Source organism: Acinetobacter brisouii (assembly GCF_008993995.1).
Lineage (GTDB): Bacteria > Pseudomonadota > Gammaproteobacteria > Pseudomonadales > Moraxellaceae > Acinetobacter > Acinetobacter brisouii_A.
This window is the reverse complement of sequence record NZ_BKNN01000041.1, coordinates 1-26880: the sequence shown is the minus strand read 5'-3', so window position 1 is coordinate 26880 and position 26880 is coordinate 1. Positions and strand designations below refer to the sequence as shown.

Below are 26880 nucleotides of genomic sequence, written 5' to 3'. Positions count from 1 at the left end.
CAACAAGTTTTTATCTGCATCACCGCCGATGGATACGCATTATAGACCATAACTAATCTAACGCAACCCCCTAAACCACTTTTTTCTTACAACCGATTAAACTTTATCCTATTTAAAGGTTTTTAGGCTACATTTGTTGATTTATTCGGCATTTTTTAGCATTTAATCTATTTTTTTCACATGGTCATCATCACATTTCAATTTTATTCGTGCTATATAATAGTTAAAATTAAATTATCTATTATTTTTCGGAAATGCTTATGCGTCAGTTTTCTGTCTTGTGCGCTACTTTAGTTACGCTTGGAATTAGTAGTTCAATTTTAGCCAATGAACCAACAACGATTAATGACGCTCAAGCTGAATCTGCAAATAAACATTCACGTATTGACAAATTTAAAGCTTTTTCTGGAAAAACAATCCAAGATTTAAAAGTAGATGCCAATGCCGCACAGCCTGATGAAATTAAAGATCCATTCCAATCGGTCAACCGTAAAATTTTTGTATTTAATGACTATATAGATCGTCATGCACTCCGCCCAATTGCTGTGCAATATCAAGCGAAGATTCCTGCTGAAGTCCGTGGCTCTTATCGAGATTTTCGTGGAAATTTAGCTGAACCATGGAATGCAACCAATCAGGTCATCCAATGGAAACCTAAACGCGCTCTAAAAACAGTAGGGCGTTTTGTTATTAATAGTATTACGACCTTAGGTCTCGCAGATCCTGCAAGCAGATTGGGGCTAGATGGTGAGGATGAAAGTTTTGGAACAACACTTGGCTATTATGGGGTTCGCTCTGGCCCTTACTTAATGGTTCCTTTTGTGGGACCAAGCACATTACGAGATGGTTTTGGTTTCTTAGTCGATAGTCAAGCGAGTCCACAAAAATATATTCTAGATGATTATCAAGGTTTATATTGGGGCGACTGGGCGGTATATGCAATTGATATGCGTAGTTCTCTACTTGATGTTGATCGTGCTTTACAAGGAGATCGTTACGCTACAATTCGCGATGCGTACTTACAACGTAAGCGCTTTGTCATTGCAGAGAAAAAAGGTGACTCAAATGATGATGTTTCTTTTGTTGATGAAGATGATTCTGGTGTAGACAATAGCTCAACATCTGATTCTAATACCGACAATAAATAAGTATTTGCTATCGGCAGTATTTGTTATATTTTGAATTCATGATTGATGTAAAAGGACCGTTCTCTTATTTATGTATTTCATTCAACCTACTCGAAAAATACCGCATTTAGACCGTGTGCTAAATGCTTTACCGAGCCTGCAAATGATTCATATAGAGGACATCTCCCTTTACGATCAAAGCATTATTGCCATAGCAGACGTTAAAGACTTTTTGCAGTATCAATGGGCATTACCAACGATTGTGCTTGCGTTTGAAGATGAAGGAACAGATTTAGCACAAGCATGGCAGACAGGCGCTTTAGCAGGTTGGATTTGGTATCAATTACCCGAAAAACCCGTAGATGCCTTAGCCAAGATCGATGCTCAATATAAACGTAATCAAGATAGTCGTGATCTACCATCCGCAGCAATTTTACAAAAAAAACTTTTACCCACACCACTTGAACTTCCTAATTATAAAATTGAGTCTTTTTTTAAGCCTTCCGCATATTTATCGGGAGATTGGTACGATTACTGGAAAATCAGTGATAAAGAAATCATGTTTTACCTTGCTGATGTATCTGGACACGGCGTTACCAGCAGTTTACTGACCTCTTGGATGGCTGCATTTCATGGTCGCTCAAAAACTCCTCGTGAATTAATTAAAAAACTGAATGGAATGTTAGTTCAAGAAAATATTGAAAAACACATTACCATGATCACAGGCATTTTAAACTTTGAGAATCATCATCTCCGCTGGTCAAGCGCAGGACATTACCCGCCTGCAATTTTATTTGAACCGAATCAGCCTGCAAAAATTTTAAACACCAGTAGCTTCCCCTTAGGTCTAACTGAAGACCTAGAAGTTGAAGAATTTGAATGTATTTTAAGCAAACAGGCGCGTTTCATTGTCTGTTCGGATGGCGCTCTAGAGCCATTTGATGGCGGTTTAAATGAGCAATTTCAAAAACTTGTCGATCACCTGCAAAATCATACATTTGAAGCACCTGCACACGTTGCCGATGATATTGCGATCTTAAGTCTCTGTCGAATGAAGTAGCAAAAAAAATCGATATCGTAGTTTTTTGTAATCAATTTTCGCAGATCAACTACTTGAGTCTATCCCCCCCCTATGTGATAATTTTCTAATCCTTCTCAAAAAATGGCATATATATGTCAACAGGTCATGTTGAATATGCAAGTTTGGATGGCACGCATTTTTTCAAAATTATTGGAGAAGTTCGCGCACAATCTTGTATCAGTTTAGACAAACTTTTGGGTAAGATTGAACAACAAAGCAACGTTAAAGGTGCAGTTGTCGATTTAACTCAAACCACATTTATCGATAGTACCGTTCTTGGCATTTTGGCAAAGTTAGGTCTTAAACTTAAACAAGCCCATAAAATCCAAGCAGTGATGTTATCGACCAATCCCGACATTACAACGCTTGCCAATAGTATGGGCTTAGGTCAAGTCTTTATAATGCTCAATTGTGGTGACAATAATGTCTGCACGCGTGCGCTGATTGATGATAACGTGACCCAATCTGCCATGTTGAATACCGTTCTAGATGCTCACCGCACCTTGATGGAACTCAATGATAATAACCAAAATATTTTTGAACCTTTGGTTAAACAACTCGAAAAAGAACAAGATCAATTTCAAGAGCAAGTTGCTCACCCACACTAAAACTTGATTGATGATAGCAAAGGAACGCTTGCCATGACTTTACTCTCTGTTGCTCAAATGAATTCTCAAAATAATATTGAAGATAACTTCAAACAAGTTGAGCAATTAATCCAGCAGAGTAAAGCACAAGGTGCTTCTCTAATTACTTTTCCTGAAAATTTTATTTGTTTTGCCGCGGGGAAACAGCGTGAAACTGCCGCACAGTTTGAAGCGATCCAGCAACGCCTAGAACAATTAGCACATCAATATCAAATTTGGATTGTCGCAGGTACATTACCTTGCCCTTTTCGTCCCGATGGCTCAATTGTACCCGATGGTCGTGTTCGCACCTCAAGCCTATGTATTAGCCCTGAAGGAACTGAAGCACGTTATGACAAAATTCATTTGTTTGATGTGCAAGTGGCTGATGGCGTAGGCGGTTATCAAGAATCTCAATTTTTTGAACCTGGTGATGATGTTGTGATTGCCCAAACGCCTTTTGGCAATATTGGGTTAATGGTTTGTTATGACTTACGTTTTCCTGAATTGGCCTTAACTTTACGACAACGTGGAGCGCATATTTTAACTGCGCCTGCCGCATTTACCTATACAACAGGACAAATGCACTGGCAATTGCTGTTACAAGCACGAGCGATGGACAGTCAATGTGCTGTATTAGGTGCTGCACAACAAGGTTGGCATGGTGAGAAACGTCAAACATGGGGACATTCAGGGGCAACCAATAGTCGTGGTCAACTCCTTGCTTTGGTCGAAGGCGACGGTGCTGCTTTAATTACAGTTGAATTTGACTTAAACGAACAGCAACAGATTCGTGAGGCAATGCCTCTCATGCAACATCGCCGATTAGTCCAATTTTAATTTTCTGTTTTTATTTAATACAATCATCGTATTGATTGTCGTATTTCCCTCTGTACGCCTGACACTGAAGCGTTTAAAGTGACTTAAAAATGCATCTAAGGAAGCACTGTGCTTGATATCAATCATATCGATGATCATTGGGAAAAGCATATTCGATGGTGGGGTGAATATCACTTTGAACTTCATCAGAGTCGCACATGGCAATTTGGGTCATTGCTGTTCCGCCTAACACGTGGCGCTCAAGAATGGCGTATGGAGTATCACCGCCCTGCTATTCAATTTGACTATGAACAACAATGGAAAGAAATTTTAGAACCTGATTTTGCTTTTCCAAAACCTGTGCATGTTGAACGCTATATGTTTCGTAAAATGGGCAATACTTTCCAATTACTTCCTCGCCTTGCAGATCGCTCTGTGGTAATTCGCCCTGTCGATCCGATGTATATTCCTGCAGGGCAACGCGGATTACTCTATATTAGTACCCCACTTTGGATTACAGGTTTTGCAGAAGGGCAACGCGAGCCGCTTTTTGATATTCCCGTGAGTCGCCCAAAAGATACATGGTTTGGCCCAGACAAGCTTTCAGGTGAGCTGTGTTATGCCACCGCAGTCGATGGTCGAACTGAGCTTGAACAACTCAAACCACGTGCCTTTCGAGCAGTCACCCCGATTATCTTTCATAATAGCAGCCATGAACTGTTACGTTTTGATCGCATGAATGTTCCCGTCCCTGCTTTACCGTTATTTTATAGTGAAAGTACAGGTCGATTATGGACTTCGCATATTAAAGTGATTCATGAATCTTCTGAACGAACGCCCCGTGTCCGAATCGAAAATCGCACCCCGCCCAAAGCAGGTGAAGTGACTTATGTACATGCCCCTCGATCACCAGGTGGTGCGTTATTTAATATGTTTGACTCATTTTTCTAGGATGATGAATGGAAAAATCACAAATTCCTCAAGACCTAATTTCCAGTTTTAAGGGTGTTTTTACCAATATTCATATTAATGTCGAACGTATTACTGACATTATTGTGGCTGCTTTTTTGTGCTTGATCGGCTTTGCACTGGCACGCTTGGTATCTAATACTTTTATTCGTACTGTTGGTACCAACTTTAATGCACATCAACGTATGGTTTGGCGGCGTGGTATTTTCTATACCATTTTTCTATTTTTCGTGATCGCAGGTTTACGGGAAGCAGGCTTTAAAGTCAGTGTATTTTTGGGTGCAGCAGGCATTTTAACAGTGGCTTTGGGTTTTGCCTCACAGACTTCTGCGACCAACCTGATCAGCGGTTTATTTTTGATTGGCGAAGGTTCATTTGAAGTTGGAGACACCATTCAGCTCACCTTACTACGTGGTCAAGTGATTGAAGGAGAAGTGATTTCGATTGATCTGCTTTCAGTAAAACTACTGACCTTAGACAATATTTATATTCGCCTTCCCAATGAACAACTGATTAAAACGCCTGTTTATAACCTATCCAAATATCCGATTCGGCGGATTCCGATCACGCTTGCTGTGAGTTTCCATGAAAATTTGGCCAAAGTCCGTGAAGTATTACTCACCACCGCCAAACATCATGTTTTAGTCTTGGAAAATCCAAAGCCTGCCATGACCGTGACCGCATTTGGTGAATCTTCAATTGAATTGTTGTTTGCCATTTGGTGTCAGCAAGAAAACTATTTAGACGTCAAAGATGAAATGCAAGAACGTATTCGTGATGCATTTATCAAAAATAATATTGAAATTCCTGTTCCTAAAATTGGTTTTGTGGGCGCAGATCCATCTACGCCAACCATTCAACCTTAATCCTTAGCTACTTTCTGAGCAGGAGGTAATGGTGCCAGATAAGCAATAATCAGCATCATCATCCCTGCCCCGATAAAGGAAACTACCCGCGTTAAGGTCGCACTTTGTGATAAATCCAAAAGCGCTAGCTTAAAGACCACAATGGCCAGAATACAAGCACCGATATACCAAATTTCGCGCACGGCTTTACGACTAGCAATCGTCATTCCGATACAAGCAAGAAGTGTCCACAGCAGTGTCAGACTCAACTGAACTGCACCGCTATGCCAGATTTCCCAGCTCCATAACGGCGTATTTAAAACATCATGTAAGCCGCGAACCATGACGCTACTCAGCACCCAAAGCAGCATAAAGAACAAACTGACTTTTAGAGCCTGATGCCAAGGACGTGAAGATCGACTATTTTGCTGTAACCACAGTAAGCCACACAGCATGGCGATACTTAAAATATCAATTGGATTCAGCAACGGAAAATAGTAATAGGCTTGAATGGCTTGCGTATCGAGATTCACGCAAAGTAACCAGAGCAAGCTACAAAACCAAAGTTCTGGATGTGTTCCCCATGTTTCATTTTTTTGAATAATCACAGCCCACAGCCAAACCGTTGGGAATGCACCCCATGCCAATAACGGCGCTTGTACCCAAAAGATCAAGCCCGTCATCGCCAAACTCAGCCACAACAACAAGCTCAGCAAGCGATTGCTATTTTCCTGATGATGTTCCCAATACAGCACTTCGCTATGTAAGATTGCACTGATCGCAAAGAACAGCATTAACCCTGTATTTTCCCAATGCTGTAAACCCTGAAAAATATGCTGCTGAGCCAATGCAATACTCAATCCACACAGGGTGAGCCCACTCACCAGTATTTTTTCTGCTGTCCATTCAACAGCCTGTTTTAGGGTCACAACCAGATAAAAAGCCACATACAAAATGGATGCAACCGCCAACTGCGCCAATAGCCCATAAGTTTGCCAATGAAAAATTTCAACGACTGCCCGACCACCACTGTACAAGGCAAAAGCAAGGAAAAAAGTCATCGGAGGAATGGCTGCAATACGGCGCTCAGGTTGATTTTTAGTGTCTAACAACAAGAAATAAACCGCAACCGCCTGAACCAGTGTATAAATACAAGCACTCAGGGTTGGGAAATAGTCATCTGCCCAGATTTGATAAAATAATGCGCAGGCACTCAAGAACAGTAAAATTTCCCCAATTATTCGGCTAAAGCGATAACGTTCTGTTACCCCCCAAACAATCAGTGCTGTGCCTTGAATCACCCAACCGAGACTCGTCCAGTGTGCACCTTTCGCCAGTGGGAAAATCAGTGCAAAAAATGCAGTCGCCAAAAGCATGAAACTTTTGCCGAGCAAGGACAGTTCTGTTTGTTGCTTACGAATCCAGAGCGTTAACCCGAGATACACCGCAGCCAGACCCGCAGAAGCCAAAGTTAAGGCTTGGGTCGATTGATGCATAATGTGAGCATGCAAGGAAAAACCCAGTACAGGTACACTAAAAATCAGACCGACATCTAAAATCGATGCATAACGTGAACGGGGTTGACGCAGCATTAACTGGCTATAACGAATGCTCAGCCAAATAAATAATGCCAAATGCAGCCACAATAAAAGATCAAGATAATAGCGCTGACTGTCAATGTCATGCATCAAGACGCTTCCACCCGCCAAACCGATGGTGGCAAAGAAAGCCAAATGATTGAGCAACTTCCACGACTGCACAAAATTAATCGCAGCCACCGCTAAATTCACCACCAGATAGTATTCCCACAAGAACACGGGATCTGGGCGATACTGCGGAATGAGTAACGGCGCAAGATACGCCATCCCCAATGCCAAAATCGCCAACGAAATTTCTTTTTGTTTGAGGCTGAGCCATGTGGTACTCAGCAGCAATACCGCAAGTACTGCACTGGCAATCATCAGGCTATTCATCAGCAAGAAGTGATATGCAAAAATCAGGGTGAGGAAAATCACCGCCAAACCGACACCCTGTACAGCGACAGCAAAGCGCAAATTACGATTGCCTAGCCAGTATCCTGCAATAGTCGTCACCACGCCAACCGCACCAATCGCCAATAAACGCCCTCCCAAACTGACTTGCCAATATTCACTGGCAAAACGCAGCAACAACACCACACCGATCAACAACAAGGCAACCGCAACTTTCAAAATAGGATTACCCTTGACCAGCCAATCCAGCATATGCTGCCAATGTGGCTCAACAGGTTGAGGAATGCGCATTGCTGGCTGAGTGTCCAAGATTTCAGCTTGCGGATTGGATTGGGCAGGAATCGGTGGAGGACTGAACGGTGGTGGTGAAGATACAGAAGATGGTGAACCCTGCTGTTTTTCAAGATGCAATAAACGCTGTTCAAGCTGACCCACTTTATGGTCGAGTCGAAAAATCCACACCAGTAAAATAGCGAAAGCGACCAATAAGAGTAAATACATCCATTGTTCGAATTGAAATGCCCACTTCATTCCCACCACTGCCATAATCAAAATAAAAATCAGGCTGATGATGAAGGCTGTATTTTTCTGCAACATAGATTTCCCAATCGGCGCAGTCGTTTTGTTGATGTTAACCGATCAGCGGAACAATATAAAACAGCGCTTCACTGATCTACGTCTGCATCAAATTTAAAATTCACGTAAAATAGTCAGCAGATTAAATTCAGGAAATTGTGTAATGCCACCATTTGTTTTGGTTGATGGGTCTTATTTTTTATTTCGTGCCTACCATGCGGTACCACCACTCACCACTTCGACAGGACTCCACACCAACGCTGTACGTGGCGCAATTTCTGCCATTCAGAAACTGATTCGTCGGACTCAACCAACACATATGGCGGTCATTTTCGATACGCCTGAACCAACCTTCCGCCATAAATTATCACCAATTTATAAAGGTGATCGTCCAAGTATGCCTGACGAATTGGCGCAGCAAATTCCTTATTTACATGCCTTGATTCGTTCTTTGGGAATTCCTTTGCACATGCTACCCGGTGCAGAAGCCGACGACATTATTGGAACACTGGCAAAACGTGCTGTGGCTGAAGGTCATCATGTCCTGATTTCAACGGGCGACAAGGACATGGCGCAGTTGGTTAATGACAAAGTCAAACTTGAAGACAGTTTTAAAGAACGCGTGTTGGATGTTGACGGCGTATTTGAAAAATTTGGCGTGTGGCCAAATCAGATTGTGGATTATCTGACGCTGATGGGCGATGCTTCCGATGGCATTATGGGTGTGGCAGGTGTCGGTGCTAAAACCGCAGCCAAATTGCTCACCGAATATCAAACCCTCGATAACATCATGGCGAATGCAGCCAACATTAAAGGCAAAGTCGGTAAAAGCTTACAAGAAAGTGCCGAAAGCATTAAGGTCGATCACCAACTGGCGAGCATTGTTTGCAATCTAGAATTAAACCTCGATTGGCATGAACTTAAACTCAGCAATCCAAATGTGGATGAACTACGTCGCTTATATACCGAACTTGAATTCCGTAATCAGTTGCAGTCGCTCGATCATCCAAATAATCCAGACAATCCAAGCTATAAAAATAGTCAATCTGCTGCATCTGTTACTGCTGAAAATACCGTAACGGCATCCGTAAAAACCGAAGATGAATCGCATAGCAGCAGCCAAGATGATCAACTTGGTCAAGCACGTTATCACACCATCCTGACTGATGCAGCATGGCAACAGCTTTGGCAGCGCTTTGAAACCGCGAAGCGCTTTGCAATTGATACCGAAACCACCAGTCTCGATTATCGTACGGCGCAAATGGTTGGCTTCTCGGTCGCCTTCGATGCCCATGATGCCTACTATGTGCCCTTTACCCATGACTATGAAGGTGCACCACAACAACTCAATCGCGAACAGATTTTGGCTCAGCTCAAGCCCATTCTCGAAAATCCTGCGATTGAAAAAATCGGGCATCACCTGAAATATGATGCGCATATTTTTGCCAATCATGGCATTCATCTGCAAGGCTGGTTCTTTGACAGCATGCTCGCGTCTTATGTCCTGAATGCTTCAGCAACCCGTCATGGTATGGATGATGTCGCACGTTTGTACTTAAGCCACCTGACCACCACCTTTGAACAAATTGCGGGTAAAGGTGCAAAACAGAAAACTTTTAACCAGATTGAACTCGAAACAGCCGCACACTATGCCGCAGAAGATGCTCATGTGACTTATCGGTTATACGAAGTGCTGTCTGAAAAACTTTCTGCTTTTCCTGAGCTGGTCAATATTCTGCATAACATTGAAATGCCTGTGGCTGAAGTGTTAACACAAATGGAAGAAAATGGTATTCAGCTTGATCCTGAGTTTTTAAAACAGCTCAGCACTGAATTTGCCAGCACCATGCATGAACTCGAACAGAAAGCCGAAAGCATGGCAGGCGAAAGTTTTAATATTGCTTCACCAAAACAGGTCGGTGAGATTCTGTTTGATAAACTGGCGATTAAAGGTGGCAAAAAAACCGCCACTGGACAGTACAGCACCAGTGAAAGCGTTCTGGAAAAAGTTGAACATCCGATTGCAGAAGTCATCTTGGAACATCGCGGTTTAGCAAAACTGAAAAGTACCTATACCGATCGTTTGGTAGAACAGGCCAATCCAAACTCAATGCGTGTCCATACCAGTTATCATCAGGCATTGACAGCGACAGGTCGTCTGTCTTCTTCTGATCCGAATCTGCAAAATATTCCTGTGCGTGGGGAAATTGGTCGTCAGATTCGTAAAGCCTTTGTTGCCCCTGAAGGACGCGTGTTACTGGCAGCCGATTACTCGCAAATTGAACTGCGTCTGATGGCGCATTTTTCTCAGGATGAAGCGCTGCTACATGCCTTCCAACAAGGGCAAGATGTGCATCGTCGCACGGCTTCGGAAGTCCTCGGCATTCCACTGGATCAAGTCACAGGTGACCAGCGTCGTCAAGCCAAAGCGGTGAACTTCGGACTGCTGTATGGCATGTCTGAGTTTGGTTTAACCCGTCAACTTGGCTTTAGCCGTGAAGAATCACGCAGCTATATTGCACGTTACTTCCAACGTTACCCAGGGGTGTTGGACTATATGGAACGCACCCGTCAGATTGCACGTGAGCAAGGCTTTGTAGAAACCATTTTAGGACGTCGCCTGTATACGCCTGATATTTTGGCCAGCAACAAAATGGTGAAACAGGCTGCGGAACGTGCTGCGATTAATGCGCCACTGCAAGGTAGTGCTGCCGACATCATTAAGTTGGCGATGATTGCGGTACAAAAAATGCTGCCAGCACAACATGCCAAGTTACTGCTACAAGTCCACGATGAATTGGTGCTTGAAGTCGATCAAGACTACGCCGCTGAACTTGCGCCACAAATTCAAGACGTGATGCAATCCGTTCTTTCTCTCTCTGTACCACTTCTGGTTGAAGTTGGTCAAGGGCATAACTGGGATGAGGCTCATTAATCATCCACTCGCCCCATAAAAAAGCGCTCATCCCGAGCGCTTTTTTTAAATCAATTCAATCATATCTACGGTAGGTGGTACACGAAACCGAAATGGTACACCGACCATTCCCGTACCCACCGTCACATAAACATCGGCATGTTCATGTTGATACAGCCCATGTTTATGCCCTGAAATCGACACATGTTTCATAATATAGCTGGTCACCCAAGGCAATTCGATCTGCCCACCATGGGTATGTCCCGACAACATCAAAGGGCGGCTCGGCAGTTCTGGCACCATATCCACCGTATCGGGATTATGTGACAAAATCACCCACGGTTTGTCTTGTGGTAAATCGGGCATAGTACGCATATCGGTTTTACCCGCCCACAGATCCCCAACGCCAATCAGGCGAAATTCATCAAATTCCACCACTTGCCCCTCAATATCAATCACATTATTGGCTTTTAACGCCTTCTGTAATAAATTCCGAATCGGTGGGCCGGGATATTGCTCATCATGATTACCTAAAACCGAATAAACAGGTGCTTGAATCTGCTTGAGAATGCTCAACTCATCGGCCAGCGTATCTTCAGGTTCATAGGTCCAGTCACCTGCAACCACCACAATATCAGGCTGCTGCTGATTGATCTTTTCAACAATGATTTTGAGCTGACGTTCATTTCCTGAGAATAATCCGACATGTAAATCGGCAATTAAGGCAATTTTAAATGGATGATGAAAACTATGTGGGTCATTCATTTGGTATTGTGTCGTTTTCACCCGCACCAGATTAGGCTCAATAAAACGTGCATAAATTAAAATACTGGTTAAAATAACCACAAAAATACTTTGCTGTGTGGAATAATAGCCGATCATGCCTGCATAAATACTAAAAACCCACAACGGAAAGAGTAGATAGCAAGCATAAAATACCCACAAATGGACAAATGCTTTAAAAGGATGAATCGTTTCAGTTTTCGACTGACTGCGCCAAGCATGTAACGTTGCCCATACTGCAACGGTAAAGAAAATGATATAGAAGATCGAAATAATTGAATTAGAATTCCACATAGTTTTTCTCAGATCAATATGAAACAAGCATGACAGCAAGGACAATTATTGATCTACAGGTTTTTCGTGAGATTTTATAGCCAACATGAGCCACTTATCATTCCCCAATTCTACGCTGAGTCCGATGCACTTGGCAGTGGCTGTTTGTCTGACATTGACGATGACGGCGTGCAGCACCTTACCCACTCCACAGCCGCAAACACCTCGTTATGCCCACGATATTGATACCTCTCGAACCAGTTTGGCGCAAATGATTCAGCCATTACAACAGGCGAACGCAGGCTTAACAGGTTATCATATTCTCTATGATCCACTCGAAGCGATTTCGACACGACTCAACCTGATTAACAAAGCACAAAAAACACTGGATTTACAATATTATATCTGGGACAACGACAAGATTGGTGCACTGGCACTTTATGACATTATTCAGGCCGCAGACCGTGGTGTCAAAGTTCGCTTATTGATTGATGATAACAACGCCAAAGGTATGGAAGGTGCTTTTCTCGCTTTAGATCAACATCAAAATATTCAGGTCAAGCTGTATAACCCTTACGGTTTTCGCCAATTTCGAGCCATGGATATGCTACTCGATTTAAAGCGCATTAACCGTCGTATGCACAATAAAAGCTTTATTGTAGATAATCAAATCGCCTTAATTGGCGGGCGTAACATGAGTGACCAATATTTTAATGTCAGTGATAATTATCAGTTTTCTGATATTGATGTGATGTTAGTGGGGCAGGCTGTACAAGACATTTCCAGTTCATTTGATGCGTATTGGAATGATGCCTATGCCTATCCTGTACGACAAATTGTCAATCCACAAAAGCATCAATTGCGTTATGACAATCTAAAACAGCAGCTCACAGCACATTATCAGAAGGCTACGGTACAAAATTACCTTGGTTTAGCCAAACGTACCGATGTATTTGATGAATGGTTACACCATCAAATCCGCTTTGATTGGGTCAAAGCCACAGTCGTCAAAGACTCTCCCGATAAAATCCGTGATCAGGCACAAGGGGATGACTATCTGAAAACGCAGCTTAAAAAAGAGCTGATTTCACCCCAACACAATGTCGATATTATTTCTGCTTATTTTGTGCCTGAAAAATCAGGGACTCAAGCGCTCAGTAGCATGGCACAAAATGGCGTTCAGGTTCGGGTACTCACCAACTCATTTAAAGCCAATGATGTTTGGCTAGTTCATGCTTTTTATAGCAAATACCGTGATGATCTACTCAAAAACAATGTCAAACTGTATGAGTTCTTACCTGCATTGTCAGGACTGAGTTTAAACCCACAAACTGAAGAAATTTCCAAAAAAGCTAAAATTAGTCTAAAAGGACTTAGCCGCTCTAGTCTACATGCCAAACTGATGGAACTTGATCAACAGCAGGTATTTATTGGCTCATTTAACCTTGACCCACGTTCTGCAAAACTCAACACTGAAATTGGCGTAGTGCTTGACAGTCCAAACCTAGCCAAAGCCATCCATGACACCCTTGATCAAAATATTGATGCCTACAGCTATGAATTGTCACTGACACCCGAACAAAAAATTCAGTGGACACGTCAAACCAGCAATTTCCATAAAGTGTATCCACATGAACCAAATATGAAATGGTGGCAAAAAATTGGCTTGAAGCTCATTTCATGGCTACCCATCGAGGGTATGATGTAAAACTTGTTGATGTAACTCTTGTAAACCTGTTCGCATTTTCTGCTGCACTTCATGCGTCAAACTATCTAAGGTATGTCCTGTCACATCAATACGCGGTAAAAAGCGTAAATGTGCAGTGACACGAGGCATCTCAAGGACATGCATGACGTGTTCACTAAACGACATTTCACCAATATACGGCGCAATCTGATCAAGTTCACCGTGCTGATTGACATAACACAACAGTGCGATCTGTACAGGCTGCTGTGCCTCAATGGCTGCCCCAAGTAATCGACCATGAATCCGTTTAACTTCTTGACCATCCGATGTCGTAGCTTCAGGAAAAAATAACACGGGGATATTCTGTTTTAAAAAATCTGCAATTTGTTGACGAATCCGTAAGGAATCCCCTGAACCCCGTTTAATAAATAAAGTTCCCCCGCCTTTCGCCAATTTTCCAACAATTGGCCATTGTTCAATTTCAGCTTTTGCCAAAAAGAAGACGCGTGCACCTGAACCTAGAGCAGGAATATCTAACCATGAAATATGATTACTGACCCAAAGTGCAGGTTCATGCCCCGCAGGTTCACCTTCTATACGAACTTCGATATTAAATACATCACATAAACGCCGACAAAACCATTGAACATAGCGTGTATTTTCTGGGTTATTCGGCTGTTTATAGAGTTGATGGCGATACACCACATAAAAACCTTGACCAACAGCCATCACCCCATTGCCTAATTTTTTACCCAAATGAATAAAACGAGATAAGCCTTTCTTTTTTACCGCTGTTGTTAAATCTTGTTGCGTCATAAATATGTATAAATCATGCTGAAAGCTATAGCAGCATTATAGATGAGCGCAGCAATTATTCTGTAAAAAAGTTGCAAACTTGATCTGAATAACTGAAAGTAATGATAATAATTTTCAATTTTATTTAATAATCATTCTTTTTTATACTACTCATCATGTCGCTCAACAGGAGAGTACCATGAACCACATGCTGAATCTTCAAGATATAAAAAGCCAATATAAAGCCCTATTACAGCCACTCAGATGGATTTTGGGCTGTAGCATTCTCTACGCTGGATTATTGATTTTACTGAACAAATTTTTCATTTTTCTTCACATGTAGATTTCAGACTCGCCTAGCTGACAAGTTTTCTCTACAATAGATTTTTTTGATTGCTGAGTTGGGTTTTAGTGGAATATTTTGAGCGACATCAAGGCGGCGAACGTGCCATATTGGTTAGTGTTTCGGTCAACATGCTAAATAATCTTGATGACGAAGAATTTCGATTACTTGCAAAATCCGCAGGCGCTGAAATCTTGAGCCATCTTACTGCACAACGCATTAAACCCGACCCAAAGCTATTTGTTGGTTCAGGTAAAGCCGAAGAAATTGCCGCTTTGGTGGCTGAACTCGAAGCGGAACTGGTGATTTTCGATCACTCACTCTCACCTGCCCAAGAACGTAACTTGGAAAGAATTTTAAAATGTCGAGTGATTGACCGCACAGGCTTAATTTTAGATATCTTTGCTCAGCGTGCCCGTACCCATGAAGGTAAATTACAGGTTGAACTGGCTCAGCTTGAACATTTGTCTTCAAGGTTAGTTCGTGGCTGGACGCACTTGGAACGACAAAAAGGCGGTATCGGCTTGCGTGGGCCAGGTGAATCACAGCTTGAAACCGACCGTCGCTTACTCCGAATTCGCATGGGACAACTCAAAGACAAACTTGAAAAAGTCCGCCAAACTCGTAGTCAAGGTCGTGCTGCTCGCCAAAAAGCTGCGATCCCAACCGTTTCTTTGGTCGGCTATACCAATGCTGGAAAATCGACGCTGTTCAATATTCTTTCCGAAAGTGAAGTCTACGCAGCAGACCAACTGTTTGCCACACTCGACCCAACCTTACGGCGTTTAAATTGGGATGGTATTGGCGCACTGGTACTTGCCGATACGGTCGGTTTCGTTCGAGATTTACCTCATTCTTTAGTCGAATCCTTTAAGGCGACACTCGAAGAAACTTTAGAAGCAACACTGCTGTTACATGTGATTGATGCAAGCAGTCCAGACATGCTCGAACAGATTGATGCGGTTGAATCTGTACTGAAAGAAATCGGCGCAGATGTGCCTGTACTTCGAGTCTATAACAAAATTGATTTAAGTGGTGACGAAGCCAAAATCATCTACGCCAAACCGCATCAACCAGAACGGGTTTATGTCTCAGCCCATAGCCAGCAAGGCTTAACGCTGTTACGCCAAGCCGTTCAAGAATCTTTAATGGGGCAAATTCAAAACTTCCAGCTCACATTAAAACCTGCTTATGGCAAATTACGCACGCAACTTTACGCACTCAATGTCATTCAATCTGAACATTATGATGATCATGGCAACCTGCTGATTGATGTTGTGATTGCGCCACACAAACTTGAAGAGCTGATTCAAAAGCTGCATTTACCCATCGATGAAATTTTGGGTGAGCGTGCAAGTCAGTTCAAAGTGCCTTTGGAAGAGTTTGAAATTAAATCTTAGATCGGTTAAAACTGGAAAAGTAACACTTTCTAGCCAAGGGGTGAATGATATTTCGATCACCCCAAAACCACGAAGATTAAAAAATGAATGGAATAAAAAGCATCGACTGGCAAGCATGGATTGCCAACATTGCCTTAATTATTATTTTTCGTGAAGTTGCCTTATGGATCATGACGCAACTTCATTTTCCAGAACTAGGCAATTTAGTCGGTTTACTCAGCCTTTTAGTGGCTTTGGGGCTGTGGCGCAAGTTTCGCCCGATTTCACTACGCCTGATCGACAGCAACAACAAAATCATGCGAGAAAGTGCTTTCGCCTTTTTACCCGTCTGTGCTGGCTCACTGATTACCCTTGCACATATGGGCAAAGAAATTCCACTCTTTCTTATGGTCTTGGTGGTCAGTACCCTGATTCCGCTTTGGGTTTACGCCAAAATGGCCAAACGCTGGCTATAAGGAGCAATTCATGAATATTTTACTGTTTAGCTTTGCAATCACCTTGGTCGCCTATCTAATTGCCAAATTGATCAATCGCTATGTACCACGCGTTCCTGTTTTAGTGATTGGTATGTTTTGCGTGGTAGGGCTTTTGGCTGTTGTGGGCTTACCTTATGCACAATACATGCAAGGCACACATGATGTTTTTGGGCGTCTACTCGGTTATGTGACAGTTGCACTCGCAATACCATTGGCTACTATGCGCTACGATGATTTACCGCTCAAATCTTTAACAGGTATTTTGGCCTTTGCTAGTGTCAGTGCGGTTGCCCTACCCATGAGCCTTGCCTACATATTACATATGGCCCAGCCCACAATTTTGGCATTTGCCACTCGTGCAGTGACGACACCGATTGCCATTAATATTGCCACTTTACTCGGTTCACCGATTGGTTTAGTGATTTTAATTGTGATTTTGTCTGGTTTAATTGGCGCAAGCTTCTCAGGGCTCATCTTACGTCATATTCACGATGAACGTGCTTCTGGACTGGCTTTAGGACTTGCAGCCCATGCGATTGGCACAGTACAAGCATGGCAACGTGGGCCTGTTGCGGGTCGTTATGCTGCTTTTGGTATGGCCGTAAATGGAGTGTTTACCGCAATTTGGCTGCCAATTGTAATCCATTTGTTACATTAACTGATGAGTTCCCATTTATGGAGTGAGTATGATTGTTATTGCTTTATTTCTCTTTTAGAATAATTTTTGCTCATTTAATATGGAAATTACAGAGGAGCGTTGAGCATGTGGAAATTACCGCTTATTTTAGCTTTCTCAGTTTATAGTGGTCTAAGCTTCGCTGCGGACATTAGCGGAACTTGGAAACAAATTGATGATAAAACTGGATCACCTAAAGCATTTATTCAGATTCGTCAGGAAAAAGATGGCAGTTACACGGGGAAAATTGTAAAAATTACTCCACGCCCAGGTTATGTTCCACAAGAAACCTGTATTGACTGTCCTGAACCCTATCGTAATAAGCCCATTTTAGGACTCGATATTATTCATGACTTAAAACTGCTCAGTGATAATAGTTATGGCAATGGTAAAATTCTTGATCCACTTACAGGTAAAATTTACAGCGTGAAAGGACGCTTACTGTCGAATGGACGCTTATTACAATTACGTGGCTATTTAGGAATTTCAACGCTTGGGCGCACACAAGTGTGGATTCGAGAAAAATAAATATTTAAACATAAAAATCAAAGCGATCATCTGACAATGACCGCTTTGCATCTTTAGCTGAAGACTGGATTCTCAACTGAAAATAAGGTCTGATCTTCAAGGCGAAATGCCATCAGTTTTCCACCCCAAACACAACCACCATCCACATTCTGAATCTGAGGATTAATAGCTCGACCTTCTAATGCCGCCCAATGCCCAAAAACAATTTGATGTGTTCGTGTCGTCAAACCGTCAAACTTGAACCACGGCAGAAAACCTTTAGGCATGGGGTCATCCAGTGATTCTTTAAAAGAAAACTCAAGACGCCCTTCAGCATTGGTCAAACGCATGCGGGTCAAATAGTTGGTAATGGTGCGTAGACGATCCTGCCCTTGCAAATCATCTTCCCATAAATCAGGGGTTGCCCCATACATTTGGGTTAAAAACGCATCCACGACAGTGAAATCATCATGGGCAATCACGGCTTCAACTTCTTTTGCCAATTCAGCCGTTTGCTCTGCTGACCAAATACAAGGCACGCCTGCATGGGTCAAAATGGTTTTATCATTCGGGAACAGGCACAGTGGCTGACGGCGTAACCAGTCAATCAACTCATCACTATCAATCGCATCAATAATGTCTTGAGTCTGATCTTTGGCTTTGATTTTTTTGACGTTACGCGCACATGCCAACAGATTCAGGTCATGATTGCCCAACACCGTTGCCGCACTACCACGCTCCACCAGTTTTTTGACAAAACGCAGCGCACCCAGAGAGTTTTCTCCACGTGCCACCAAATCCCCTGCAAACCAAATAAAGTCCTGATCTGGATCGAACTGGATTTTTTTCAGAAGCTGTTTCAGTGCTTCAAAGCAACCTTGCAGATCACCAATGACATAATTATAGCGAGCCATCGTTACACCATCTGATCCGATAACGCCACAAACTGCGCCAAAGTCAACGTTTCAGGACGTGCCATCGGGTCAACCCCTGCTTGCTCAAAACCATCTTCACCTAACATACCTTTTAAGCTATTACGTAAAGTTTTACGGCGCTGAGTAAAGACGTGAGCGACCAAACGCGCCAAGGCTTGTTCATTTTTCGCCACAATCGGTTTTTCATTGTATGGCACAAGACGGAACACGGCACTGGTGACTTTTGGTGGTGGATTGAATGAACCTGGTGGCACTTCAAACAAGAATGTCGGCTGACAAAAATACTGGATCATCACTGACAAGCGCCCATACTCTTTGGTATTCGGCTCAGCCGTGATGCGATCGACCACTTCTTTTTGCAGCATAAAGTGCATGTCTTTGACTTTGCCACCAAACTCCAAGAGATGGAACAATAACGGTGTCGAAATGTTATAAGGCAAGTTTCCAACAATACGTAGTGGACGACCTTCTTGAAAAAGCTGCGTAAAATCAAATTTTAGTGCATCAGCTTCTACAATCGTTAAACGCTCAGGATGTGGCACGCGCGCAGGTAATCCTGCTGCCAAATCACGGTCTAGCTCAACCACAGTCAAGGCATCGCATTCACCAATCAAAGGCGATGTTAATGCCGCCAAACCAGGGCCAATTTCAACAATATTGTCGCCTGCACGTGGATTAACAGAACGTACAATTTTGGCAATCACACGCTGATCATGCAAAAAGTTCTGCCCGAAGCGTTTCCGCGCCTGATGCCCTTCGTCTTTTGGGTTTAGGGCATTAATTTGATACATAGACAATTTCCAAGAAAGATTATAACGAGTGAGCGAGGGTCAAGGCTAAATCAACGGCAACATGTAAACTGGAACTTTTGGCTTGTCCAGTTCCTGCCAAAGAAAGTGCCGTGCCGTGATCAACTGACGTCCGAATAAACGGCAGACCTAACGTAATATTGATCGCTTCACCAAATCCTTGAGATTTTAACACAGGTAAGCCCTGATCATGGTACATGGCAAGTACAGCATCGGCATGTTGCAAATGTTCAGGGGTAAACAAGGTATCGGCAGGCAAACACAGACTGAGCTGTTCTCCACGTGCACGATATTGTTCTAAAACAGGGTTAATGACTTCAATTTCTTCATGACCCAAGTAACCGCCCTCACCTGCATGTGGGTTCAAACCACACACCAAAATACGCGGTTGTTCAATCTGAAATTTAGTTTTTAAATCATGCAATAAAATATCAATCACTTGTTGCAAGCGAATCACTGTAATCGCGTCGGCAACTTCACGAAGCGGTAAATGCGTGGTGGCCAAAGCAACACGTAAAGTTTTGGTGGCAAGCATCATCACCACACGTTCTACACCAGCAAACTCCTGATAATATTCAGTATGCCCACTAAAATGAATGCCTGCATCATTAATCACTGATTTTTGCACAGGGGCAGTTGCCACACCCACACTTTTAGCCTGCATAGCATACTCAGCCGAACGACGCAATTGTTCTAAGACATAGGCTGAATTTTGAGGGTTCAACTCGCCCAAAACCACATCAGCATTTAAAGGCACATGCTCTACATACAATTGCCCTTGCTGAGATGATTCAACTTGTCCTTTATATTCAATCAGTTCAACAGTTTTCTGCAAAATATCGGCACGTGCTTGCAACATTTGAATATCCGCAAGTACCACGATCGGGCGTTCATCCACTCGATCCGCCAAACTCAAACAGATATCTGGCCCAATGCCTGCAGGTTCACCACTGGTGACATATAAAGGAAGCATGTTAAACATCTCTGTGTCGATTTTGTCTCATTATAAAGTAAAACCTAGAGACAATCCTGAGCAGATACCATTCTCACGTATCCCTTTATCTCAGAAAAATCATGTCATTTATTCGCGAAAGCACAGTCAATATTTTTTATTCATATCACTTAGACAGCTCGATTTAATTTTATTTATATTATTGATTTTTATATTTTTATTATATTTATCACATCAGTCCTTTTTCTTTCTCCCTATGGGAAAAAAATAAAGAAGGTATAAGCAATGAGGAAAGAAGCCGATTGACCCCGAAAATTTAATCCGATTTTTCAAATTTTTCCGTTTATTTGTGCATTTTGAACGCCTATAATATAGCGCTTGAAATTTAATTTTTCATTGTGATTCTACGCAAATTCAGGTAGAATTTCGGCTCCTTTTGTTTGGGCAAATTTATCGTCCAAACCAACTATAATAGGTATGTAGTTAATGAAAACTCTCAGCGCTAAGCCTGCTGAAGTACAACACGACTGGTTCGTTGTTGACGCTTCTGGCAAAACTTTAGGTCGTCTTGCGACTGAAATCGCTCGTCGTTTACGCGGTAAGCATAAGACTTCTTATACTCCTCACGTTGACACTGGTGATTACATCGTTGTTATCAACGCTGAACAAGTTCAAGTGACTGGTAACAAAGCACTTGACAAAAAATACTATCGCCACACTGAATTCCCAGGCGGTTTGAAAGAAACTAATTTCGAAAAATTAGTTGCTCACAAACCTGAAGAAATCTTTGAACGTGCTGTTAAAGGCATGTTGCCAAAAGGTCCTCTTGGTTATGCAATGATCAAGAAAATGAAAGTGTACGCTGGTAGCGAGCATCCACACGCGGCTCAACAGCCACAAGTTTTGGACATCTAAGGGATAAAGCACATGGCTACTAATTATGGTACAGGTCGCCGTAAGACCGCAACTGCACGTGTTTTCTTGTCAGCTGGTACTGGTAAACTCGTTATTAACAACCGTACTTTAGAGCAATATTTCGGTCGTGAAACTGCTCGTATGGTTGTTCGTCAACCTTTAGAGCTTTTAGAAGCTACTGAAAAATATGACCTTTACATCACTGTTGCTGGTGGTGGTATCGGTGGTCAAGCTGGCGCGATCCGTCACGGTATTACTCGTGCATTAATCGCTGCTGACGAAACTTTAAAACCGACTCTTCGTCAAGCTGGTTTCGTTACTCGTGATGCTCGTGAAGTTGAACGTAAGAAACTTGGTTTACGTAAAGCGCGTAAACGTCCTCAATTCTCTAAACGTTAATTCGTTTTCCGAATTGGACAAAAAGCCTCGGTTTTACCGAGGTTTTTTTATGTCTACGATAATGTACAAACTGTGTCAAAACCATGACACGATACAACAAAAATCGGTATAGTAATTTGTATGCCGAGAAATATTTTAGAGCTTTGTTATGTCTGATCAAGAAATCAACTTACCCCCTACACGCCCCTATTTAGCCCGTGCGATCTATGAATGGATTTGTGACAATCAGCTAACCCCCTATCTCTTGGTGGATGCCACTCAGCCACATACTAGTGTACCTGTTCAGTTTGTCAAAGATGGTCAAATTGTCCTGAACATCGTGCCGCATGCTGTGCATCAGTTGGTTATGAATAATGATGCCATCAGCTTCTCTGCACGTTTTGGTGGTGTTGCACAAAATATTTATGTACCATTCGCTTCAGTTATTGGCATTTATGCACGTGAAAATGGTCAAGGACTCTTTTTTGATCCAAGCGAATATGAGAATATAAGTCCAGTAACAACCGAAGAAATTGCTGAAATATCAGAAACAGAAGCACCAAAGAAAAAACCAAGTTTAAGAATCGTCGACTAACCTCATTAAGGAGGAGTGTATGGCTTTTGATTTATTTCATTATTTTGCTGAGCAAACGAGAATTCAAAAGCCTCAGCTTCTCGCTCACTATCCTGTAGAAGAACGCCAAAGTCTACTTTTAGAGCTTAATGCACTCGCTTTAGGCAAACTGATTGCTGAATGGCAACATCATGCCAATCATGTTTATTTAGAAATACAACAACAAGACTTATTGTATATTCAACAAATTGCCCGTTTGATGACAACATCATCACAGAATAAATCGAGTTTGAATAAAACTGAATTTGAACAAGCTCTTACAGAAATTTTATCATTACAACTGACCGAACTACATCAGCTTGATTGCACAGGGCACTTAGGACAAACAGGCATCAATGAACTCCTTCTAGGTCAACCGCCCTATTTGGCAGGACAAGCAGCAGATTGGGTTTGGGCAACAAATACCTTGATTCGACTGATTGGCTCTAAACCTGCCGAGACAAAACAGGTATCATTAGACGAAACTATCAAGGAGTTTAATCACATGGTTTCTCATACTGACCACCACGATGATCATCAAGTTGCTGAACCTATTATTGCTCAAGTACCAACATGGGCAAAAATTTTAGAACCTGTTGTCGGTCTAATCGTACTGGGTTATTTATACTGTGCTTATCAGCATCTTGTTGGATAAATCATCCTGACATAAAAAAGCCAAGATTAACTTGGCTTTTTTATTTTTCCAGATTTTTAAAACTTAAGCACGATTTTTGGATTTCGACTTATTAAAAGGACGCTTGCGATCACCTGTTTCACGCGGTGGTAAACCTGTGTGCTGCGTCAAAATCTGTCCTTTTTTCGGTTGTTGACGCTGTGAATTTTGACGTGCTGTATTTTCACCAGTACGTTTTTGTGAATCCCCTGCCACACTCGAATTTTTCTTACGTGCTGCTTTATATTCACCATCTGCCGCTTTCGGCTGGAAAGTTGGAATCAAGTGCTGCTTCGAGTTCCCAATCAGGTCGGCACGTCCCATTTCTTTTAACGCTTCGCGTAACAACGGCCAGTTATTTGGATCATGATAACGCAAGAATGCTTTATGCAAGCGACGACGTTTCTCACCTTTCACAATGTCAACATCTTCAGTATAACGCGCGACTTTCGCCAACGGGTTTTTTGCTGAATAATACATGGTGGTTGCGGTTGCCATCGGCGATGGATAGAAGGTCTGTACCTGATCGGCACGGAAACCATTCTTTTTCAACCAGATTGCCAAATGCATCATGTCATAATCGGTCGTTCCCGGATGCGCTGCAATAAAGTATGGAATCAGGTACTGTTCTTTACCCACTTCCTTACTGAAACGGTCAAACATTTGTTTGAAACGATCATAAGTGCCAATGCCTGGTTTCATCATCTTCGACAATGGCCCTTGCTCGGTATGCTCAGGCGCAATCTTCAGATAACCACCAACGTGATGCTGTACCAATTCTTTAACATATTCAGGGTTCAATACTGCCAAGTCATAGCGGAGACCTGAACCAATCAGAATTTTCTTAATGCCTTTAATTTCACGGGCTTTACGATACAACTGTACCAGCGGAGCATGATCGGTATGCAAGTTTTGACAAACACCCGGATACACACAAGATGGTTTACGGCAGTTTTTCTCAATCTCAGGGTCTTTACAGTGCAAACGGTACATGTTGGCTGTTGGGCCACCCAAGTCCGAAATAATCCCTGTAAATTGTGGTGCAGTATCACGAATCTTTTCAATTTCTCGAAGAATCGACTCTTCCGAACGGTTTTGAATAATTCGCCCTTCATGTTCAGTAATCGAACAGAACGTACAGCCACCAAAACAACCCCGCATGATATTCACTGAGAATTTAATCATGTCAAAGGCCGGGAAACGTGCATTGCCATACACAGGATGTGGCAAACGTGCATAAGGCAAGTCAAACACGTAATCCATTTCTTCAGTGGTCAATGGAATCGGTGGTGGGTTAATCCACACATCACGTTCACCATGACGTTGTACTAACGCACGTGCATTCCCTGGATTAGTTTCCAAATGCAAAATACGGTTGGCATGTGCATATAGCACACGGTCATTCGCCACTTGTTCAAAAGAAGGTAAACGAATCACCGCCAATTCGCGTGGTGGCAGTTTATGTTTGATCGCTTTGGAAGCAACTTGCAACTGCACCACTTGTGTATGCTCATCTAGCTTATCGCCTTCACGCACAACTGGATTTGCAACCAATTCTTTTTGGAAATTTTGGTACTGTGCTAAAGAGTTACCTTTTTCTTTTTCAACTTCACAGCCATCAATATCTTCAGTCATTACATACGGGTTGATAATCGGATCAACACGTCCAATGGTATCAACATCGTTACTGGCAATCTCAACAAACTTGGCTTTTGACGGCTTGTTGAGTTTATTGATAATAAATGCGGTACCACGAACATCAGTAATCTGATGAATTTTTTCACCTTTTGCCAGACGATGCATCACATCAATAATGGCACGTTCGCCATTACCATACATTAGCATATCCGCTTTCGAATCCATCAAAATCGAACGACGGACTTTATCTGACCAATAATCATAATGTGCAATACGACGCAAGCTGCCTTCAATACCACCTAAAAGTACAGGAACATCAGGGAAAGCTTCACGACAACGCTGACTATAGACAGTCGCAGCACGGTCAGGACGTTTGTTTGGCAGATTATCAGGAGAATAAGCATCATCCGAACGGATTTTACGATCTGCCGTATAACGGTTAATCATCGAATCCATATTGCCCGCGGTCACACCCCAAGCAATTGTGGGTTTACCTAGCACACGAAAACTTTCTACGTTGGTCCAATCTGGCTGAGAAATAATGCCAACACGAAAGCCTTGCGCTTCCAAAACTCGCCCAATCACACCCGAACAAAATGAAGGATGATCAATATATGCATCACCACAGACCAAAATAAAATCACAGGCATCCCAGCCCAATGCATCCATTTCTTGCCGAGACATTGGCAAAAATGGGGCTGGTTCAAAGCATGAAGCCCAATGTTTATCATAGTCAAACAACGCTTTTGGCGCAGTCTGCATGGTGTAGGCAGTAGACATAGCTGGCAATTCTCGGCTGGCTGGAGATGGGAATGTCATCAAAGATGAAAGCCGAGTATTTTACCATGAATTCCATTCAGTTTTCTTAGATTTAAGCGTTGGAAAAACAATGAGATAAAATTTAAATTGTTTAAAGTTTAAACAAAACTAAATCCTCATCAAATTTGTAAAACTGATTTTTAAAGATAAATGATGATCTCTATAAATTGCTTTGCCATATCTGCTTCAAAACGATATGGCAAACTAAGGTTAAATGACTTTATCTGCTTCAAAACGATATGGCAAACTAAGGTTAAATGACTTTTTATGCAGCCATTCCCCGATAAGCAGGATAATTTTGAATGCGCTGACACCATGCTTGAATATTTGGGTAAAGACTTAGATCGAAACCACCTTCATCGGCCACATGGGTATAAGCATAAAGAGAAATATCTGCCAATGAGAGTTCATTTCCTACTAAATAATCATGTTGCCCCAATGCCTGCTCCATAATCGCCAAGGCTTTATGCCCTTTTGACTGCAAAGCATGATATTCCTCAATACGAGCTTCAGGTAAGCCCAAGTATTTATTGATAAAACGGGCAACTGCAATAAATGGCTCATGGCTATATTGTTCAAAGAACATCCATTCGTACATTTTGGCTTTGGCATAGCGATCTGTTGGAACGAATTCAGTTTCCTCAGCTAAATAACCCAAAATTGCATTGGATTCTGTCAAAATTCGCTCATCATCGAGTACTAAAACAGGAATCTTTCCATTTGGATTCATCTGCAAGAATTCAGGTGTGTGACTTTCAGCTTTTAGCACATTGATATGCAACCATTCATGTTGAATGCCTAAAAACTCAAGCAACAATTTAACTTTATAGCAATTGCCAGATAGCAGATCTCCGTAGACTTTCAATGGTTATTCTCCATATTGATTTTAAAAATAAGTATGAATTTTTATATCATAAATTGTTTATTCATTATATTTACTCTATAAAGTAATGAAAATTCAAAAGATAATAAATGATGATCAAAATATTATTTGTTTGTGCTCAGAATAAACTTCGTAGCCCAGCTGCTGAAACCGTTTTTTCTGAGTATCAAAATATTGAATGCACATCTGCTGGAATTCATGAGTCAGCCAATACACCAATAGATGCAGAAACTATCCAATGGGCAGATATAATCTTTACGATGGAAAAAAAGCACAAAGTAAAGATACAACAAAAATTTAGGCATGTGATTAATGGGAAAAAAATAATCTCATTAGACATACCTGATAATTTTGAATATATGCAACCTGCTTTGATT

At 42.1% G+C, this 26880-nt stretch carries 24 protein-coding genes and 1 pseudogene; 17 read left to right on the top strand and 8 right to left on the bottom strand.

The window, feature by feature from the left end:
• The first annotated feature begins 260 nt into the window (after positions 1 to 260).
• From GBN19_RS10610 to GBN19_RS10585, 6 genes are all read left to right on the top strand, one after another.
• The gene (locus tag GBN19_RS10610) at positions 261 to 1148 is read left to right on the top strand and encodes an MlaA family lipoprotein (protein WP_151778110.1); all 888 of its coding nucleotides are present in this window, start codon (positions 261 to 263) and stop codon (positions 1146 to 1148) included.
• Positions 1149 to 1218: 70 nt separating this feature from the next.
• Entirely contained in the window at positions 1219 to 2187 is a 969-nt protein-coding gene (gene gigA / locus GBN19_RS10605; RefSeq protein WP_151710320.1) for an RsbU family protein phosphatase GigA, read from the top strand.
• Positions 2188 to 2300: 113 nt separating this feature from the next.
• Positions 2301 to 2816 carry an anti-anti-sigma factor GigB gene (gene gigB, locus GBN19_RS10600; protein ID WP_151710321.1) on the top strand — a complete coding sequence of 172 codons (516 nt, stop codon included), beginning with the start codon at positions 2301 to 2303 and terminating at the stop codon, positions 2814 to 2816.
• Between the two features lie 33 nt (positions 2817 to 2849).
• Positions 2850 to 3674 carry a carbon-nitrogen hydrolase family protein gene (locus GBN19_RS10595; RefSeq protein ID WP_151710322.1) on the top strand — a complete coding sequence of 275 codons (825 nt, stop codon included), beginning with the start codon at positions 2850 to 2852 and terminating at the stop codon, positions 3672 to 3674.
• A 108-nt stretch (positions 3675 to 3782) separates the two neighbouring features.
• Positions 3783 to 4604, top strand: a complete 822-nt coding sequence (locus GBN19_RS10590; RefSeq protein WP_151710323.1) for a hypothetical protein — start codon at positions 3783 to 3785, stop codon at positions 4602 to 4604.
• An 8-nt stretch (positions 4605 to 4612) separates the two neighbouring features.
• Entirely contained in the window at positions 4613 to 5488 is an 876-nt protein-coding gene (locus GBN19_RS10585) for a mechanosensitive ion channel family protein (protein WP_151710324.1), read from the top strand.
• Here the strand turns inward: GBN19_RS10585 and GBN19_RS10580 are convergent.
• Complete coding sequence (locus tag GBN19_RS10580; RefSeq protein ID WP_151778109.1) at positions 5485 to 8055, bottom strand: DUF2339 domain-containing protein; 2571 nt, start codon at positions 8053 to 8055, stop codon at positions 5485 to 5487. The two genes, GBN19_RS10585 and GBN19_RS10580, sit on opposite strands and share 4 nt — an antisense overlap.
• A gap of 142 nt (positions 8056 to 8197) precedes the next feature.
• On the opposite strand from GBN19_RS10580, the gene polA reads away from it, so the two are divergent.
• Positions 8198 to 10969, top strand: coding sequence for a DNA polymerase I (gene polA, locus GBN19_RS10575; protein WP_151778108.1), 2772 nt, complete (start codon positions 8198 to 8200; stop codon positions 10967 to 10969).
• A 45-nt stretch (positions 10970 to 11014) separates the two neighbouring features.
• Here the strand turns inward: polA and GBN19_RS10570 are convergent, their stop codons facing one another.
• Complete coding sequence (locus tag GBN19_RS10570; protein ID WP_151710327.1) at positions 11015 to 12025, bottom strand: metallophosphoesterase; 1011 nt, start codon at positions 12023 to 12025, stop codon at positions 11015 to 11017.
• A gap of 133 nt (positions 12026 to 12158) precedes the next feature.
• Here GBN19_RS10570 and GBN19_RS10565 point away from each other — a divergent pair.
• A pseudogene (locus GBN19_RS10565) lies at positions 12159 to 13712 on the top strand (phospholipase D-like domain-containing protein); the annotation flags it as partial.
• Here the strand turns inward: GBN19_RS10565 and GBN19_RS10560 are convergent.
• Positions 13689 to 14507, bottom strand: a complete 819-nt coding sequence (locus GBN19_RS10560; RefSeq protein ID WP_151710329.1) for a lysophospholipid acyltransferase family protein — start codon at positions 14505 to 14507, stop codon at positions 13689 to 13691. The pseudogene GBN19_RS10565 and the gene GBN19_RS10560 overlap by 24 nt on opposite strands.
• Positions 14508 to 14897: 390 nt before the next feature.
• On the opposite strand from GBN19_RS10560, the gene hflX reads away from it, so the two are divergent.
• From hflX to GBN19_RS10540, 4 genes are all read left to right on the top strand, one after another.
• Positions 14898 to 16229 (top strand): ribosome rescue GTPase HflX, encoded by a 1332-nt coding sequence (gene hflX, locus GBN19_RS10555; RefSeq protein WP_151778112.1) that lies wholly within the window; start codon positions 14898 to 14900, stop codon positions 16227 to 16229.
• An 83-nt stretch (positions 16230 to 16312) separates the two neighbouring features.
• A complete protein-coding gene (locus GBN19_RS10550; RefSeq protein WP_151710330.1) occupies positions 16313 to 16684 on the top strand; it encodes a hypothetical protein in 372 nt (123 codons plus the stop codon).
• A gap of 10 nt (positions 16685 to 16694) precedes the next feature.
• On the top strand, positions 16695 to 17363 hold the full coding sequence (locus GBN19_RS10545) for an LrgB family protein (RefSeq protein ID WP_151710331.1): 669 nt from the start codon (positions 16695 to 16697) through the stop codon (positions 17361 to 17363).
• A gap of 105 nt (positions 17364 to 17468) precedes the next feature.
• Positions 17469 to 17909, top strand: coding sequence for a DUF2147 domain-containing protein (locus GBN19_RS10540; protein WP_151778106.1), 441 nt, complete (start codon positions 17469 to 17471; stop codon positions 17907 to 17909).
• A gap of 53 nt (positions 17910 to 17962) precedes the next feature.
• Here GBN19_RS10540 and GBN19_RS10535 read toward each other — a convergent pair whose 3' ends face one another.
• From GBN19_RS10535 to pdxA, 3 genes are read right to left on the bottom strand one after another with little or no spacing between them, the layout of a single operon-like run.
• Positions 17963 to 18802, bottom strand: a complete 840-nt coding sequence (locus GBN19_RS10535; RefSeq protein WP_151778105.1) for a symmetrical bis(5'-nucleosyl)-tetraphosphatase — start codon at positions 18800 to 18802, stop codon at positions 17963 to 17965.
• 2 nt (positions 18803 to 18804) lie between these two features.
• Complete coding sequence (gene rsmA, locus GBN19_RS10530; RefSeq protein WP_151778104.1) at positions 18805 to 19614, bottom strand: 16S rRNA (adenine(1518)-N(6)/adenine(1519)-N(6))-dimethyltransferase RsmA; 810 nt, start codon at positions 19612 to 19614, stop codon at positions 18805 to 18807.
• 19 nt (positions 19615 to 19633) lie between these two features.
• Positions 19634 to 20605: a 4-hydroxythreonine-4-phosphate dehydrogenase PdxA gene (pdxA, locus tag GBN19_RS10525; RefSeq protein ID WP_151778103.1), complete on the bottom strand. Its 972-nt coding sequence runs from the start codon at positions 20603 to 20605 to the stop codon at positions 19634 to 19636.
• A 465-nt stretch (positions 20606 to 21070) separates the two neighbouring features.
• Here pdxA and rplM point away from each other — a divergent pair, with 465 nt between their 5' ends.
• The 4 genes from rplM (at position 21071) to GBN19_RS10505 (ending at position 23145) form a co-directional block, all read left to right on the top strand.
• On the top strand, positions 21071 to 21499 hold the full coding sequence (gene rplM / locus GBN19_RS10520; protein WP_111896194.1) for a 50S ribosomal protein L13: 429 nt from the start codon (positions 21071 to 21073) through the stop codon (positions 21497 to 21499).
• 12 nt (positions 21500 to 21511) lie between these two features.
• Positions 21512 to 21898, top strand: coding sequence for a 30S ribosomal protein S9 (rpsI, locus tag GBN19_RS10515; protein ID WP_111896195.1), 387 nt, complete (start codon positions 21512 to 21514; stop codon positions 21896 to 21898).
• Positions 21899 to 22046: 148 nt separating this feature from the next.
• Positions 22047 to 22472 carry a ClpXP protease specificity-enhancing factor gene (locus GBN19_RS10510; protein ID WP_151778102.1) on the top strand — a complete coding sequence of 142 codons (426 nt, stop codon included), beginning with the start codon at positions 22047 to 22049 and terminating at the stop codon, positions 22470 to 22472.
• Between the two features lie 19 nt (positions 22473 to 22491).
• Positions 22492 to 23145 (top strand): hypothetical protein, encoded by a 654-nt coding sequence (locus GBN19_RS10505; RefSeq protein WP_151778101.1) that lies wholly within the window; start codon positions 22492 to 22494, stop codon positions 23143 to 23145.
• A gap of 63 nt (positions 23146 to 23208) precedes the next feature.
• Here the strand turns inward: GBN19_RS10505 and GBN19_RS10500 are convergent, their stop codons facing one another.
• Entirely contained in the window at positions 23209 to 25581 is a 2373-nt protein-coding gene (locus tag GBN19_RS10500; protein ID WP_151778100.1) for a YgiQ family radical SAM protein, read from the bottom strand.
• Between the two features lie 304 nt (positions 25582 to 25885).
• Positions 25886 to 26485, bottom strand: coding sequence for a glutathione S-transferase family protein (locus tag GBN19_RS10495; RefSeq protein WP_151778099.1), 600 nt, complete (start codon positions 26483 to 26485; stop codon positions 25886 to 25888).
• Positions 26486 to 26595: 110 nt separating this feature from the next.
• On the opposite strand from GBN19_RS10495, the gene GBN19_RS10490 reads away from it, so the two are divergent.
• On the top strand, positions 26596 to 26880 hold a 285-nt coding region (locus tag GBN19_RS10490; protein WP_151778111.1), incomplete at its 3' end, for a low molecular weight protein tyrosine phosphatase family protein.

Excerpts from the sequence above, each read along its gene's own strand:
- GBN19_RS10610 (WP_151778110.1), top strand. The coding sequence starts at position 261 with ATGCGTCAGTTTTCTGTCTTGTGCGCTACTTTAGTTACGCTTGGAATT.
- gigA (WP_151710320.1), top strand. The coding sequence starts at position 1,219 with ATGTATTTCATTCAACCTACTCGAAAAATACCGCATTTAGACCGTGTG.
- gigB (WP_151710321.1), top strand. The coding sequence starts at position 2,301 with ATGTCAACAGGTCATGTTGAATATGCAAGTTTGGATGGCACGCATTTT.
- GBN19_RS10595 (WP_151710322.1), top strand. The coding sequence starts at position 2,850 with ATGACTTTACTCTCTGTTGCTCAAATGAATTCTCAAAATAATATTGAA.
- GBN19_RS10585 (WP_151710324.1), top strand. The coding sequence starts at position 4,613 with ATGGAAAAATCACAAATTCCTCAAGACCTAATTTCCAGTTTTAAGGGT.
- GBN19_RS10580 (WP_151778109.1), bottom strand. The coding sequence starts at position 8,055 with ATGTTGCAGAAAAATACAGCCTTCATCATCAGCCTGATTTTTATTTTG.
- polA (WP_151778108.1), top strand. The coding sequence starts at position 8,198 with ATGCCACCATTTGTTTTGGTTGATGGGTCTTATTTTTTATTTCGTGCC.
- GBN19_RS10570 (WP_151710327.1), bottom strand. The coding sequence starts at position 12,025 with ATGTGGAATTCTAATTCAATTATTTCGATCTTCTATATCATTTTCTTT.
- GBN19_RS10560 (WP_151710329.1), bottom strand. The coding sequence starts at position 14,507 with ATGACGCAACAAGATTTAACAACAGCGGTAAAAAAGAAAGGCTTATCT.
- GBN19_RS10550 (WP_151710330.1), top strand. The coding sequence starts at position 16,313 with ATGAATGGAATAAAAAGCATCGACTGGCAAGCATGGATTGCCAACATT.
- GBN19_RS10545 (WP_151710331.1), top strand. The coding sequence starts at position 16,695 with ATGAATATTTTACTGTTTAGCTTTGCAATCACCTTGGTCGCCTATCTA.
- GBN19_RS10540 (WP_151778106.1), top strand. The coding sequence starts at position 17,469 with ATGTGGAAATTACCGCTTATTTTAGCTTTCTCAGTTTATAGTGGTCTA.
- GBN19_RS10535 (WP_151778105.1), bottom strand. The coding sequence starts at position 18,802 with ATGGCTCGCTATAATTATGTCATTGGTGATCTGCAAGGTTGCTTTGAA.
- rsmA (WP_151778104.1), bottom strand. The coding sequence starts at position 19,614 with ATGTATCAAATTAATGCCCTAAACCCAAAAGACGAAGGGCATCAGGCG.
- pdxA (WP_151778103.1), bottom strand. The coding sequence starts at position 20,605 with ATGCTTCCTTTATATGTCACCAGTGGTGAACCTGCAGGCATTGGGCCA.
- rplM (WP_111896194.1), top strand. The coding sequence starts at position 21,071 with ATGAAAACTCTCAGCGCTAAGCCTGCTGAAGTACAACACGACTGGTTC.
- rpsI (WP_111896195.1), top strand. The coding sequence starts at position 21,512 with ATGGCTACTAATTATGGTACAGGTCGCCGTAAGACCGCAACTGCACGT.
- GBN19_RS10510 (WP_151778102.1), top strand. The coding sequence starts at position 22,047 with ATGTCTGATCAAGAAATCAACTTACCCCCTACACGCCCCTATTTAGCC.
- GBN19_RS10505 (WP_151778101.1), top strand. The coding sequence starts at position 22,492 with ATGGCTTTTGATTTATTTCATTATTTTGCTGAGCAAACGAGAATTCAA.
- GBN19_RS10500 (WP_151778100.1), bottom strand. The coding sequence starts at position 25,581 with ATGTCTACTGCCTACACCATGCAGACTGCGCCAAAAGCGTTGTTTGAC.